Annotated in this window: 15 protein-coding genes and 1 tRNA gene; 3 read left to right on the top strand and 13 right to left on the bottom strand. The window is 65.8% G+C overall.

All coding sequences use genetic code 11. From position 1 onward, the window contains the following. Position 1: 1 nt before the first annotated feature. Entirely contained in the window at positions 2-1351 is a 1350-nt protein-coding gene (locus AC6I6S_RS02010; protein ID WP_497948043.1) for an RNase J family beta-CASP ribonuclease, read from the bottom strand. A 429-nt stretch (positions 1352-1780) separates the two neighbouring features. Between AC6I6S_RS02010 and AC6I6S_RS02015 the strand changes: the two genes are divergently transcribed. The 3 genes from AC6I6S_RS02015 (at position 1781) to AC6I6S_RS02025 (ending at position 5651) form a co-directional block, all read left to right on the top strand. Next, complete coding sequence (locus tag AC6I6S_RS02015) at positions 1781-4003, top strand: amino acid permease (RefSeq protein WP_497948044.1); 2223 nt, start codon at positions 1781-1783, stop codon at positions 4001-4003. 77 nt (positions 4004-4080) lie between these two features. Beyond that, a complete protein-coding gene (locus tag AC6I6S_RS02020; RefSeq protein ID WP_497948045.1) occupies positions 4081-4983 on the top strand; it encodes a DUF726 domain-containing protein in 903 nt (300 codons plus the stop codon). Positions 4984-5096: 113 nt separating this feature from the next. Then, a complete protein-coding gene (locus AC6I6S_RS02025; protein ID WP_497948047.1) occupies positions 5097-5651 on the top strand; it encodes a gamma carbonic anhydrase family protein in 555 nt (184 codons plus the stop codon). A 6-nt stretch (positions 5652-5657) separates the two neighbouring features. Here the strand turns inward: AC6I6S_RS02025 and AC6I6S_RS02030 are convergent, their stop codons facing one another. The 12 genes from AC6I6S_RS02030 to AC6I6S_RS02085 all read right to left on the bottom strand — a co-directional run bounded on the left by AC6I6S_RS02030 (position 5658) and on the right by AC6I6S_RS02085 (position 12505). Beyond that, positions 5658-6401 (bottom strand): isopentenyl phosphate kinase, encoded by a 744-nt coding sequence (locus AC6I6S_RS02030; protein WP_497948048.1) that lies wholly within the window; start codon positions 6399-6401, stop codon positions 5658-5660. After that, positions 6398-7384 (bottom strand): mevalonate kinase, encoded by a 987-nt coding sequence (gene mvk / locus AC6I6S_RS02035; RefSeq protein ID WP_497948049.1) that lies wholly within the window; start codon positions 7382-7384, stop codon positions 6398-6400. Before mvk ends, AC6I6S_RS02030 begins: the two co-directional genes overlap by 4 nt. Positions 7385-7506: 122 nt before the next feature. Next, positions 7507-8295 carry a 30S ribosomal protein S2 gene (gene rpsB / locus AC6I6S_RS02040; protein WP_497948051.1) on the bottom strand — a complete coding sequence of 263 codons (789 nt, stop codon included), beginning with the start codon at positions 8293-8295 and terminating at the stop codon, positions 7507-7509. Continuing rightward, entirely contained in the window at positions 8292-9497 is a 1206-nt protein-coding gene (gene eno / locus AC6I6S_RS02045; protein ID WP_497948053.1) for a phosphopyruvate hydratase, read from the bottom strand. The genes rpsB and eno overlap by 4 nt, the downstream gene beginning before the upstream one ends. Next, complete coding sequence (locus AC6I6S_RS02050; RefSeq protein ID WP_497948054.1) at positions 9494-9679, bottom strand: DNA-directed RNA polymerase subunit K; 186 nt, start codon at positions 9677-9679, stop codon at positions 9494-9496. The genes eno and AC6I6S_RS02050 overlap by 4 nt, the downstream gene beginning before the upstream one ends. A 5-nt stretch (positions 9680-9684) precedes the next feature. Then, positions 9685-9879, bottom strand: a complete 195-nt coding sequence (locus tag AC6I6S_RS02055; RefSeq protein ID WP_497948055.1) for a DNA-directed RNA polymerase subunit N — start codon at positions 9877-9879, stop codon at positions 9685-9687. A gap of 12 nt (positions 9880-9891) precedes the next feature. Beyond that, on the bottom strand, positions 9892-10290 hold the full coding sequence (locus tag AC6I6S_RS02060) for a 30S ribosomal protein S9 (protein ID WP_497948056.1): 399 nt from the start codon (positions 10288-10290) through the stop codon (positions 9892-9894). Next, a complete protein-coding gene (locus tag AC6I6S_RS02065) occupies positions 10284-10733 on the bottom strand; it encodes a 50S ribosomal protein L13 (RefSeq protein ID WP_497948058.1) in 450 nt (149 codons plus the stop codon). The genes AC6I6S_RS02060 and AC6I6S_RS02065 overlap by 7 nt, the downstream gene beginning before the upstream one ends. Then, positions 10730-11083: a 50S ribosomal protein L18e gene (locus AC6I6S_RS02070; RefSeq protein ID WP_497948059.1), complete on the bottom strand. Its 354-nt coding sequence runs from the start codon at positions 11081-11083 to the stop codon at positions 10730-10732. The genes AC6I6S_RS02065 and AC6I6S_RS02070 overlap by 4 nt, the downstream gene beginning before the upstream one ends. Before the next feature lie 72 nt (positions 11084-11155). Further along, a tRNA-Leu gene (locus tag AC6I6S_RS02075) sits at positions 11156-11240 on the bottom strand. 125 nt (positions 11241-11365) lie between these two features. Next, complete coding sequence (locus AC6I6S_RS02080; RefSeq protein ID WP_497948061.1) at positions 11366-12115, bottom strand: DNA-directed RNA polymerase subunit D; 750 nt, start codon at positions 12113-12115, stop codon at positions 11366-11368. 3 nt (positions 12116-12118) lie between these two features. Next, on the bottom strand, positions 12119-12505 hold the full coding sequence (locus AC6I6S_RS02085) for a 30S ribosomal protein S11 (protein ID WP_497948062.1): 387 nt from the start codon (positions 12503-12505) through the stop codon (positions 12119-12121). Position 12506 lies beyond the last annotated feature (1 nt).

Below are 12506 nucleotides of genomic sequence, written 5' to 3' on the forward strand. Positions count from 1 at the left end.
GTTAGTCGACAATCTGGATCAGGTTGCCGTTGCGCGAGACGTGGACGTCACGGCCCATTCGGTAGCCTTCGTTCTCGCAGAGGCTGACGTACCCCGACAGCCCCTTGAGGTCCTGGTGAGCCGGGATGACGTGCTGGGGCTGAAGCGCGTCGAGCATCGTGTAGTGGCCCTCCTGGTTCATGTGGCCGGAGACGTGGATGTCGTCGTAGATGCGGGCGCCCTGCATGCCGAGTAGCTTTTCGGCCTGGTAACGCTGGCCCTCGTTGGTCGGCTCCGGAATGACCCGGGCGGAGAAGACGACCTTGTCGCCGTCGTCCAGTTCGTACGGCGTCTCGCCGCGGGCCATTCGCGTGAGCATCGCGCGCGGTTCGCCCTGGTGACCAGTGACGACGGGCAGGAAGTTCTCCTTGCCCTCGTTCATGATGCGCTTGAACGTCCGGTCGACGGACTTTCGGTGGCCGAACATCCCGAGATCGCTCGGGAAGTCGACGAAGTCGAGTCGTTCGGCGGTGCCGGAGTACTTCTCCATCGAGCGACCGAGCAGGACGGGCTGGCGCCCGATGTCGTCGGCGAACTCGACGAGCGACTTCACGCGGGCGATGTGACTCGAGAACGTCGTCGCGACGATCCCGCCGTCGTAGTCCTGCATGCTGTAGAGGACGTCCCGGAGGTGCTCGCGGGCGACGTTTTCGGAGGGCGTTCGCCCCTTCTTGTTCGCGTTGGTACAGTCCTCGATGTAACACAGCACTCCGTTGTCCTCGCGGCCGATCTCACGGAAGCGCTTCATGTCGATGGGGTCGCCGAGAACCGGCGTGTGGTCCATGCGCTTGTCCAGCCCGTAGACGATGGCGCCCTCGGGCGTGTGGAGCACCGGGTTGATCGCGTCGATGATCGAGTGGGTGACGTTGACGAACTCGAGTTCGACGCCCTCGTTGCCGATCGTCATGGACTCGCCGGGGTCCATCTTGATCAGGTCGTTCTCGACGCCGAACTTCTGCTCGCCCTCGATCTGCTGTTTGACGAGTTCGATCGTAAACGGCGTTGCGACGATCGGTGCGTTGTACCGGTGGGCCAGTTTCGAGATGGCGCCGATGTGGTCGAGGTGGCCGTGGGTCGGGACGATCGCCTGCACGTCGCCCTCGAGGTCCGACATGATCCGGTCGTCCGGAATCGCGCCCATGTCGATCAGGTCCAGACTGTGCATCCGCTCTGTCTCGACGTTGTCGTGGATGAGAACCTGCGACAGGTTCAGCCCCATGTCGAAGATAACGACGTCGTTTCCGGCGCGAACGGCAGTCATCTGCCGCCCAACTTCCTCGTAACCGCCAATAGTTGCAATTTCGATTTCCATGATTGTAGCACTGAGTGCCGGTCGTGGCACTCGTCGAAACGGTCCGCGGACTCCCGGTTCGTCGGCCCCGACGTGACTGCGCGTTGGCCATCCCGCTATGCGCTCGAGGGCGTCCTACCCCACAGATCGACGACACCGTCGCCGATCACGAACACACTTGCCCGCGGGTTTCGCTAGGGCACCCTACACACCCGGGCGTTAAAAACGCAGTGGGTTGGGGATCTCCGAGGGAGTCTCACGCACGGAACGCGCGCGATCGCGCGCGCGATGAACGTTCCTCACTGGTACCAACGACGTCACCGGACAGAATACTACACTTGTTTACCTTTCTCTGGATTCGGAACCTGATCGTTTTTCAGCAGCCATATTTGCCGACACTCGAAGACGAAATCCGAACGTTTCTAACCCGTCGTCAGAAAGGGCGTAGTAATGGCCAAGGATCTCGAGCGCGACCTGGGGCTGTTCGCCGTTATCGCGATCAGTATGGGTGCGATGATCGGGAGTGGTATCTTCATCCTCCCCGGCCTCGCGATGGCCGAGGCCGGACCGGCCGTGATCCTCGCGTTCGTCATCGCTGCGGTCCTCGTCGTACCCGCCGCGCTGAGCATCGCGGAGCTCGGGACGGCGATGCCCGAGGCGGGCGGTGACTACGTCTTCATCGAACGCGGAATGGGTCCCGCCGTTGGAACGATCGCGGGGCTCGGAACGTGGCTCATGCTGATGTTCAAGGGCGCGCTCGCGCTCGTCGGCGGGATGTTCTACCTCGAGTTCGTGATCGCCCTGCCGAGTCTCACGGCGACAGCGGTCGTCATCGCCACCGTCCTCATCCTCGTCAACCTCTTCGGCGTCAAACAGACCGGGGGGCTCCAGCTGATCATGGTCATCGTGATGCTGATCATCCTCTCGGTGTTCGTCGCCGGCTCGATCGTCAGGGTCGAAGGCGGCAACTACGACGGGTTCTTCGTCGAAGGAGTCGACGGGATTCTGAACGCGACCGCGCTCGTCCTCGTCTCTTACGCCGGGGTGACGAAGGTCGCAGCCGTCGCCGAGGAGATCGAGAACCCCGGGCGGAACCTTCCGCTCGGCCTTCTGGGATCGCTCATCGCGACGACGTTCCTCTACGCGCTGCTCGTGTTCGTCCTCGTCGGCGTCATCGACGGCCCCACGCTCGCCGCTTCGGGGGCACCGATGGCCGAGGCCGCCGACGAACTCTTCGGCTACCTGTTTCTCGTCGCGATCGTGATCGCCGCGCTCCTCGCGCTCGTGAGTACGGCCAACGCGGGCATTCTCACCGCCTCGCGATACCCGCTGGCGCTCAGTCGCGACGACCTCTTTCTGGACCAGTTCGAGTACATCCATCCCCGGTTTGCAACCCCCATCGTTGCGATTCTCGCCACCGGCGGGATCATGATCCTGGTCATTATCGCCCTCCCCGTCGAAGACATCGCGAAAACTGCTGGCGCGTTCCAGATCCTCGTCTATATCCTCGTCTGTGGCGCGCTGATCGCCTTTCGCGAACGGGACCTCGAGTGGTACGATCCCGAGTTCTTCGCGCCGGGGTATCCCTGGGTGCAGCTGTTCGGCATCGTCTCGGGCGTGTTCATCATCGCACAGATGGACTGGCTCCCCATTATCGGCGCCGTCGGCATCACCATCTTCGGGTTCGTCTGGTACCAGTGGTACGCCAAAGAGCGCGTCGAGCGCGAGGGCGTCGCCGTCGGCCTGGCCCGCCGGGAGGCGGGCAAGCAGTTCGTTCGCGAGACCGAAGAGGAGTTCGAACGCGCCGACCAGTACGAGGTGTTGATCCCGCTGCGACAGGACGTCAGCCGGGAGCAAGAGGACGCGATCCTGCGACTCGCCGCGCCGCTGGTCCGTCGTCGCGGCGGGCGGATCCGGATCGTCCGCTTCGACGAGGTCCCCGACCAGGTTCCACTCGACACCGCGGCGGAATCGCTCTCGGCAGCCGACGCCGAATTCGAGCGACGAACCGACGACCTGGTGCGGGATCTCGAGGTTCCCGTCGAGGTTGGCGAAATCGTCAGCCACGACACCCGCCACGCGGTCGTCAACTTCGCCGACCGGATCGACGCGGACCTCGTCCTGGCCCGCCAGGAGGCGACCAGCCGCCTCGGGACGCTGTTCGGACGCGACACCGACTGGATCATGGAACACGCCCCCTGCGACGTCGTCTTCGTCCGGAACGAGCGGCCGCTCGAGATCGACGAGATCGCGATCGTCACCGATCGCAGCCCGTTCAACGATCCGCTAAAGGTCGAGATCGCGAACACGATCGCCACCGCCTGCAACGCCCGGTTGCGGTTCGTCTTCGCCGTCTCCGAGGACGCCCCCGACGAACTGATCGAGACCATCGAAGACTACCACACTGAACTCGACGAACTCTGTACCGCCCCCGTCGAGTCGACGATCGTTCGGACCGACGACGAGATTGGAGCGCTCAGCAGCGAACTCGAGGACTCGGACCTCGTAATGGTGAGCACCGTCACCCACCGTCGGCTCCCCGACCTGCTGATCGTCCAACGTTCGGACCGTTTGGCGGCGGCGATCGATCAGCCGGTCTTGCTCGTACACTCGAAGAAGACGCGCCGAGGGTCGTTCCTCCGACCGATCCTCGAGCGCGTGCTCTTCGACTGACTGCCGCCTCCTCCGTTCACGTTCGGTGAGTTACACGTTTCCCTAGAACAATAGCGATGGGCATCACAATTGGTTACATGACACACCAGTCATCGAGTGATGGGTGCTCCACGATCAGCCGACGAACCGTTCTGCGACGCACCGGTGTCGCGACCGCCGGCCTGGCCGGCCTGGCCGTCGGTTCGGGATCCGCTCGAGCGGGGAAAGGAGACGGCTGCGAGAACCCCGACCACGACTTCCCTCGAGTCTCCACGCGCGGCCACTTCGACACCACCTGGTACGGGAGCGTCACGCTCACCGACGGCAACGATGCGACGAACTTCGAGTACGCCGGCGACGGGATACCGGGCGTTCACACCGCCGCGGAGGACGAACTGCTGGTGTTCGTCCACGGCTGGAACAACAACGACGAGGGAGCGCTGTGTACGTTCGGCGACGCCGCCCCGACGTTCGTCGCCGAGGGGTACGACCAGCCGTTCGTCGGCTACACCTGGGATTCGGACTTCGGCTGGTACAACGCGACCGAGATCGCAGAGCGAAACGGCGCCAAACTCGCCCACTTCGCCTACGATTACAGCCTCTCGAACCCGGACGTCTCGCTGCGGTTCGTCGCCCACTCGCTGGGCGCCCGCGTCGTTCTGATGGCGCTGCGAAACCTGGCCCACTGGGACCGCCTCGAGGACGTCGATTCCGTCTCGATCCTCGGCGGTGCGGCCGACGACGACGCAGTATCGATGGAGGGCACCTACGGTCCGGACATCGCCGCGGCGGCCGGCCGTGTCGACAACTTCTGGATGGAGGACGACGAGGTGCTCAACTGGGCCTACGGCGCCGCCGAGTGGGGTAACGCCATCGGCAACGCCGGCTGCGACGGCACGCCGCCGTGGAACTACGCGGACCACAACGTCGCCTACGTACCGGGTCACAGCGATTACTACCGCTCGAACGGCTGTATTCACGAGGTCGTCGACACCTTCTGAGCGCCGTCCGACCCACGCTGTTCGACCGCTGCGGCTCGACGCCCCGGTCCGCCGCGGGCTCGAATCCACCGCGAACCACCAACGACTAACCGTCCCGACGACCGACTCGAGGCATGATTCGATCCTTCGACGGTCACGTTCCCGAAATCGCCGACTCCGCGTACGTCGACGAGAGTGCGGTCGTCATCGGCGAGGTAACGCTCGAGGCCGATGCGAGCGTCTGGCCGGGGGCCGTTCTCCGGGGGGACCACGGCGAAATCGTCCTTCGCGAGGGCGCGAACGTCCAGGACAACGCGACCCTCCACGAGGGCTGTGAGATCGGCCCGTCTGCGACGGTCGGCCACAACGCCATCGTCCACGCCGCGACCGTCGGCGAGCGAAGTATGGTCGGGATGGGCGCGATCGTGCTCGACCGCGCCGAGATCGGTGCCGAGAGCCTCGTCGGGGCGAACAGCGTCGTCACGGAAGACACCGCTATCCCCGACTCCGTTCTCGCCGTCGGCGCCCCCGCCGAGGTCGTCAAAGAGGTCGAGAACTCGCCCTGGACCGCCGCCGGCGAGCGCTACGTCGAACTGGCTCGAGAGCACGCGGAAACCTCCGAGGTGCTCGAGAGAGAGTCGGTCGGCATCCCGGGTAACAGGGCGGAGAACGACGAGAACGACGAATAGGAACGCTCACTCGAGCGTCGTTCCTACCGGCCCGCCCTCGAAAAAGCCGGGCAGCGCCTCGAGGCCGAAGATCGAGGCCCGGCTCTCGAGGGCGAGCAGCGCCCGAACCTTGGCGGCCATCCCGCCGGTGACGTCGGTCGACTCGCTCTCGCCGAGCACTGCTGCAACCTCCTCGTAGCTCGAGATCCGCTCGACGACCTGTTCGTCTTCGTCTAAAACGCCGGGAACCGTCGAACAGAGGCCGATTCGCTCGGCCCCGAGCCCGCGGGCACTCTCGACGACGAGTTCGTCGCCGCTGACGACCGTCGCCCCCTCGCCCGCGTGGGCGACGAGATCGCCGTGGAGGACGGGGACGAACCCCTCGGCACAGAGCGTCTCGAGCTGCCCAGTCGGCAGATGGAGAACGCCGCCGGCGTCTCGGTGAGCCGCCGAGAAGGGGTGGACCGGCACTGCGGGGACGTTTCGCTCGAGCAGACGCTGGAGGACGAACCCGTTCAGGGTCTTCATCGCGCCGTGGATGGCGGCGACCGCACCCGGGTCGTGGGTTCCCTCGGTCGTGCTCACGCCGTGTTCGCTCGCGTTGACGTGCCCGAAGCTGCCGCCGCCGTGGACGAGGACGAGGTCCTCGACCGCCCCCGACCGCCAGGCATCCGCGACGGCGTCGGCCGCCCGCTCGAGGGCCTCGCCGTCGAGCGTCTCCGCACGATCTTTGTCAGTGATGACGCTGCCGCCGAGTTTCAGGACGATCATTCGAGTCGCCGCACCCCCTCCTCGGCAAGCTCCGCTCGGAAGGCCTCCTCGCAGCCGGGCGTGAACTTCAGCGCGGTTTCGGTCGCCTCCGTCGGATCGAGCGCGACGATGCAGCCGCCGCCGCCGGCGCCCGTCAGTTTCGCGCCGAAGGCCTCTGCATCGCGGGCCGCCCACACCATCGCGTCCAGCGAGCGCGAGGAGACGCCCAGCGCCGACAGCAGACCGTGGTTGAAGTTCATCAGCGTGCCGAGTTCCGCGAGGTCGCCGGCCTCGAGCGCCGCTTCGCCCTGTCGGACGAGGTCACCCACCGTTTCGACCGTGTCGGCGGCGAACGCGTACTCCTCTCGGAGTTCTCGGACGCCCGACACCAGGGCACCGGTGTCACCCGCGCCGCCGTCGAAGCCGATCACGAACGGGAGCTCTGGCGCGTCGATGGTGCGGCAGTCGTCGCCCTCGACTCGAACCGCGCCGCCGGTCGCCGAGCAGAAGGTGTCCGCTCGCGACGCCTGCCCCTCCTGGACGGCGTGTTCGACCCGGTAGGCCCGATCAGCGATCTCCGTCGCCTCGAGCGTGACGCCGAGTTCGCGCGTCGCCGCGTCGATGGCGGCGACGACGACGGCCGCCGAGGATCCGAGCCCGGCCCCGAGCGGGATGTCACTCTCGATGGTGACGTCGAAGCCGGCGTCATCCTCGCCGGTCACCTCCCGAACCTGGTCGATCGCGCCGTCGACGTACCCCATCGCGGCCGCGATCAGCCCCTCGGAGACGTCGACGTCCGGGTGGTCGCCGGTCCGCCCGCCGTACTCCACGGTGAAGCCGTCGAGGCTCAGATCCTCGGCGTGTACCCGGAGTTTGTCGTCGTCTCGTCGCTGTACCCCGACTCGCGCCCGCCGCTCGATGGCACAGGGCACCGCCGGTTCGCCGTAGACCACCGCGTGCTCCCCGAACAGATAGACTTTGCCGGGAGCGCTCGAGAGCGTCATGTCCCCCATTCGTCCGAGGGCGAGTAATAGCTATTCGGTTCGCTCCCCTGGCAGTTTTTCGATACCGGCGGCTCGAGTCGGCGTCGCGAGAAAAACGTCCAGCGTTCGACGTGAAAATCCGATTACAGTGCGCTCTCGAAGTCCTCGAGCGAGTAGGACGGCTCGGCGCCGCGCTTGTCGAGGACCTCGTTGGCGAGCAGCCAGTAGACGACCGAGAGGGCCTTGCGACCCTTGTTGTTCGTCGGGACGACGAGGTCGACGTTGCTGGTCTGGTTGTTCGAGTCGCACATCGCGATCACGGGGATGCCGACCGTGATCGCCTCTTTGACGGCCTGAGCGTCACCGATCGGGTCGGTGACGACGACGACGTCGGGTTCGATGTAGCCGTCGTACTTGGGGTTCGTGAGGGTGCCGGGGATGAAGCGGCCGGTGCGGGCGCGAGCGCCCACGGCCTCGGCGAACTTCTCGGCGGGGAAGCGTCCGTACTGGCGGCTCGAGGTGACGAGCACCTGCTCGGGCGCGTAGTTCGAGAGGAAGTCCGCTGCCGTTCGGATGCGGCCGTCGGTCTTCGAGACGTCGAGCACGTAGAGACCGTCGGTGCGGACGCGGTGGATGAACCGCTCCATGTCCTTGGTCTTCTGCTGGGTACCGATGTGGACACCGGCACCGAGGTAGTCCTCGACGGGGATGAGCAGGTCCGCTTCCTCGTCGCTCATGACGTCGTCGTCGAGTGCGGGGCCTGCGTCTGCTTCGGCCTCGGCGTCCTCGTCGGTCGCCTCGGCGTCCTGTTCGTCGACGGGTTCGACGTCGCCCTCGGATTCGGCGGCGGGACCCGGCCCCTCGGCCGGTTCCTCGTCGATCTCCTCTTCGGCGGCGTCGAGCCCTTCTTGGGTTGCGTCGTTGTCTGTCATGTCGCGTCGTCTGCGATTCTGATGAGCTCGTTGAGCTTTGCGGTTCGCTCGCCGCCGACGGCGCCCGTTTTGATGAAGGGTGCGTCGGTTGCGACGGCGAGGTGTGCGATCGTCGTGTCCTCGGTTTCGCCCGAGCGGTGAGACACGACCGAGTCGTAGCCGTTCTCGGTCGCGAGTTCGATCGCGTCGAAGGCGTCGGTCAGCGTCCCGATCTGGTTCGGCTTGATCAGGATGCTGTTGGCCGCGCCGCGGTCGATTCCGTCCGCGAGCCGATCGGTGTTGGTGACGAACAGATCGTCACCGCAGACCAGCGTCTGCTCGCCCACGCGGTCGGTCAGGTCTGCGAACCCGTCGTAGTCGTTCTCGTCGAGCGGGTCTTCGACGTAGACGAGGTCGTACTCGTCGACCAGGTCGGCGATGTAGTCGATCTGTTCGGCCGTGTCTCGAGTCGTATCGGAGTACTCGTAGACCTCGGCGTCGGGATCGTACAGCTCCGCGGCGGCGACGTCGAGGCCGAAGCCGATCTCGAAGCCGACCTCCGACTCGATCGTCGAAACGGCCTCGTCGACGATCTCGAACGCCTCGTCGTCGTCGATCGACGGCGCCCACGCACCCTCGTCGCCCTTACCGCAGGGGACGCCGCGCTCGTCGAGGAGGTCCGCGACCTCCCCGTGAACCGCGGCGTTGGCGAAGACGGCGTCGGCGACGTTCGGTGCACCGACGGGCGCTGCGAGGAACTCCTGGATGTCGGTCGCGTCGGCGGCGTGTTCGCCGCCGCCAACGACGTTGCCGAGCGGAATCGGGAAGTTCTCGCCGCGGAACGCGCCACCGAGATGCTGGAACAGCGGGGCACCGAGTACGTCGGCACCAGCCTTCGCCGCGGCCATCGAGATGGCGACGGCGCTGTTGGCGCCGATCTCCGAAAAGTCGTCGGTGCCGTCGGCACCGCGCAGGATCGCGTCGATCTCGCGCTGGTTGCCGGCGTAGCCTTCGCCGACGAGGCGGGGGACGGCGTGTTCGCGGGCCGCCGCGATCGCCTCGCCCGGCGGGCGTTCGATCGCCTCGTACTCGCCCGTGCTGGCGCCGCTCGGTGCAGCCGCACGGCCGAAGCCGCCGCTTTCCGTGAGGACGTCGGCCTCGACGGTCGGGTTCCCCCGGGAGTCGAGCACCTCACGCAATCGTATCTCGGTGATGCGCGTCATCGTCGATCTCGCCCTCGATTGACCGTGAAGGGGAGTGCCCCGGCGTCGTACTCTTCGGCGGCGATCAGGATCGGTTCGGTCTGATCGGTGTCGATCAACACCGGTGCCCCGTAGGACACCTGCAGCGCCCTGGCGCCGAGGATGCGTGCCTTCTCGTATCGGTTGTGACGGTTCTGTTGCATGGGGATCACTGGTATGGGGAGACGACGTCGACGAGATTACGGTGTGAAACGAGCATCCGCCGACAGCAGTAACGCTCGACGCCGAGTTCGTCGAGAACCGCCTGCGGGTCCTCGTCGCCCTCGTTGGCGCGCGCGTTGAACTCTTCCCAGTGTTCGCCCACGACGTTGCCGCACGTGAAACACCGGACCGGTACCATCATACTTGAATCACCTTAGCGGTAGGACTTCTGGTAGCGGGCCCGCGCACCGGGACCGCCCCACTTCTTGGGTTCGGACTGTCGAACGTCGTTGACCAGCAGCGAGCGGTCGAACTCCATGAACGCGTCGCGGAGTTCGGCGTCGTTCGTGTGCTGGACGATTCCGCGTGCGACCGCGGTGCGGACGGCGTCCGCCTGACCGCTGATGCCGCCACCCTCGACGCGAACGTCGACGTCGACGCCGCTTCGAAGGTCGTCGCCGGCGATGCGGAACGGCTCGAGCATCTTGAGACGCGACATCTCGGGCTCGACCAGTTCGACCGGCTGGGAGTTGATTCGAATCCGTCCCTCGCCCTCTCGCACGGTAGCGCGAGCGACGGCTGTCTTCTTTTTGCCACTTGTGTTCGTTACCATGTCACGTTAGCACCTAACTGTTCTGCGACCTCGTGGAGGTGCACGAAGCGAATGTTCGAGAGTCGGTCCAGCGACGTGTCCTCGAGGATCTCGGCTTCGTAGTCGTCGTCACCCTCGTAGGGGTTGCCGACGTAGACGCGGACGTTCTCGAGCGCTTCGCGGCCGCGGGGCTTCTTGTACGGAAGCATCCCGCGAACGGAGCGCTTGAGGATCGTGTCCGGTCGCTTCGGGTAGTACGGACCGCTGTCCGAACCGAGCTGCAGCCGCGTCCGGTAGGTTTCGAAGACGTCCTCCTTGCTGCCGGTAATCACGGCGTCCTCGGCGTTGACGATCGCGACGCGCTCGCCGTCCAGCGCGCGCTGGGCGACCTGGCTGGCGACGCGTCCGAGGATGCAATCGCGGGCATCGACGACGACGTCGGCGTCGAACTCTGCGACGCTCATGCGATCACCCGGACGTTGGATCCTTCTGGGTTCTGTTCGAGCAGTTGCTCGAGCGGTACGGTCTCGCCGACCTGGTCGATCTTCGTCTCGGCCGACGACGAGAAGTCGACGGCGGCGACGGTGACGTTCTTCTGCAGTGCGCCCGATCCCAGCACCTTGCCGGGAACGACCACTGTCTCTTCCTCGCGTGCGTATCGTTCGATCCGCCCCAGGTTCACCTCTGCGTGGTTCGCGCGGGGCTTCTCGAGCCGATCCGCAACGTCTCGCCAGACGTCGGCGTCCGAACTGCGGGACGTCGACTTCAACTCGGCGATGAGATCGTTGAGTCTCGGATTAGTCTTGCTACTCATTGGTTTCCTCCAACTGCTGCGGTCGGAACCGACGCGCCACCCACTGTGGCTGTGAGTTCCGGAAAGAAGTGATGCAGGGAGCAGGATTTGAACCTGCGGACTCCTACGAGACAGCGCCCTGAACGCTGCGCCGTTGGCCTGACTTGGCTATCCCTGCTCGCACTTCCAGGTACTGGTCGCCCCGTAAAACCCCTTTCGATTCGACCCATCGGTCGCGGGTCGGCCTCGGAGCTCACGGCACCGGCCCGCATCGTACGCAGGGGGTTGGGGCGTCCAGTCATCTTATAGCTGTACTGCCTCCTCGAGTTCGGTCGCACGCGCCTCGAGCGAGTCGGCGGCGCGGCTGACGAGTTCTTCGACGGAGAACGAGCCGTCGGTTTCGACGTGGAAGACGAACGCGTTCGGGACGTCCTCGATGCGGACCTCCTTGCCGGGATACCGCTGGCTGAGATCGTGGTCGAACTCGCTCGTCGACACCAGTTCACCGTCCTCTTCGACGACGCCGCGGACGATGCGGCGCTCCTGGTCCTCGAACTCCGGCAGGTCGTCGCCGACCTCGAGGCGCTGGAGATGTCGGTAGCCGACGGCCACGCCGCCCTGGTGTTTGGCGTGGCTCTTGCCGCGCTCGATGAGCGCGTCGGCCTCTGCCTCGAGGCGCTGGTCGTCTTTGAGGTCGATGATCGGCACGTTCTCGTCGGCCGGGGTGACGAGATCGTCACTCGAGACGAGATCGCCCGAGTAGGCGGTCGCCGGCCCTTCGACGTCGATCGAGAGGGTGACGGTGTCACCCTCGACGAACTCGCCTTCCGGCGGGGTCGTCAGCGGAACCAGGCCGAGTCGAAGCGCGATCTGCTCGTCGAACATGACCGACGAGTTCTCGATGAACCGAACCTCGTCGATCGCCATCGTCGGCACGTCCGCGACCATCGCACGGCGGATGCCGTTGGCGAACGCGGGCGTCACGCCGCGGACGAGGAATCGCGCCTTGCGATCCCCACGTTCGACGAACTCGACGTCGTACTCTACTGTCATGATCTAGTAGCCGCCTTTGCCTTTCGGTGCGCGCGATCCGTCGTGTGGGATCGGGGTCACGTCTTCGATGCGACCGATCTCGATGCCCGAGCGGGCGAGCGCGCGGATCGTCGCCTGTGCGCCTGGGCCGGGGGACTTCTGGAGGTTCCCGCCGGGGCCGCGCACGCGAACGTGCAGACCCGTGATGCCGGCAGCTTTGACCTCCTCGGCGATCGACTCGGCCATCTGCATGGCCGCGTAGGGCGACGCCTCGTCGCGGTTCTGCTTGACCGCCGTCCCGCCGGAGGACTTGGCGATCGTCTCCGCGCCCGTGAGGTCGGTCACGGTCATGACGGTGTTGTTGAACGATGCGTGTACGTGGGCAACGCCCCATTTTTCGTCGTCTGCCATG

It is taken from the genome of Natrononativus sp. DTA114, from assembly GCF_059736515.1.

Bases quoted from the DNA above. Each gene is read 5' to 3' on its own strand.
- AC6I6S_RS02010 (WP_497948043.1), bottom strand. From the start codon at position 1,351: ATGGAAATCGAAATTGCAACTATTGGCGGTTACGAGGAAGTTGGGCGG.
- AC6I6S_RS02015 (WP_497948044.1), top strand. From the start codon at position 1,781: ATGGCCAAGGATCTCGAGCGCGACCTGGGGCTGTTCGCCGTTATCGCG.
- AC6I6S_RS02020 (WP_497948045.1), top strand. From the start codon at position 4,081: ATGACACACCAGTCATCGAGTGATGGGTGCTCCACGATCAGCCGACGA.
- AC6I6S_RS02025 (WP_497948047.1), top strand. From the start codon at position 5,097: ATGATTCGATCCTTCGACGGTCACGTTCCCGAAATCGCCGACTCCGCG.
- AC6I6S_RS02030 (WP_497948048.1), bottom strand. From the start codon at position 6,401: ATGATCGTCCTGAAACTCGGCGGCAGCGTCATCACTGACAAAGATCGT.
- mvk (WP_497948049.1), bottom strand. From the start codon at position 7,384: ATGACGCTCTCGAGCGCTCCCGGCAAAGTCTATCTGTTCGGGGAGCAC.
- rpsB (WP_497948051.1), bottom strand. From the start codon at position 8,295: ATGACAGACAACGACGCAACCCAAGAAGGGCTCGACGCCGCCGAAGAG.
- eno (WP_497948053.1), bottom strand. From the start codon at position 9,497: ATGACGCGCATCACCGAGATACGATTGCGTGAGGTGCTCGACTCCCGG.
- AC6I6S_RS02050 (WP_497948054.1), bottom strand. From the start codon at position 9,679: ATGCAACAGAACCGTCACAACCGATACGAGAAGGCACGCATCCTCGGC.
- AC6I6S_RS02055 (WP_497948055.1), bottom strand. From the start codon at position 9,879: ATGATGGTACCGGTCCGGTGTTTCACGTGCGGCAACGTCGTGGGCGAA.
- AC6I6S_RS02060 (WP_497948056.1), bottom strand. From the start codon at position 10,290: ATGGTAACGAACACAAGTGGCAAAAAGAAGACAGCCGTCGCTCGCGCT.
- AC6I6S_RS02065 (WP_497948058.1), bottom strand. From the start codon at position 10,733: ATGAGCGTCGCAGAGTTCGACGCCGACGTCGTCGTCGATGCCCGCGAT.
- AC6I6S_RS02070 (WP_497948059.1), bottom strand. From the start codon at position 11,083: ATGAGTAGCAAGACTAATCCGAGACTCAACGATCTCATCGCCGAGTTG.
- AC6I6S_RS02080 (WP_497948061.1), bottom strand. From the start codon at position 12,115: ATGACAGTAGAGTACGACGTCGAGTTCGTCGAACGTGGGGATCGCAAG.
- AC6I6S_RS02085 (WP_497948062.1), bottom strand. From the start codon at position 12,505: ATGGCAGACGACGAAAAATGGGGCGTTGCCCACGTACACGCATCGTTC.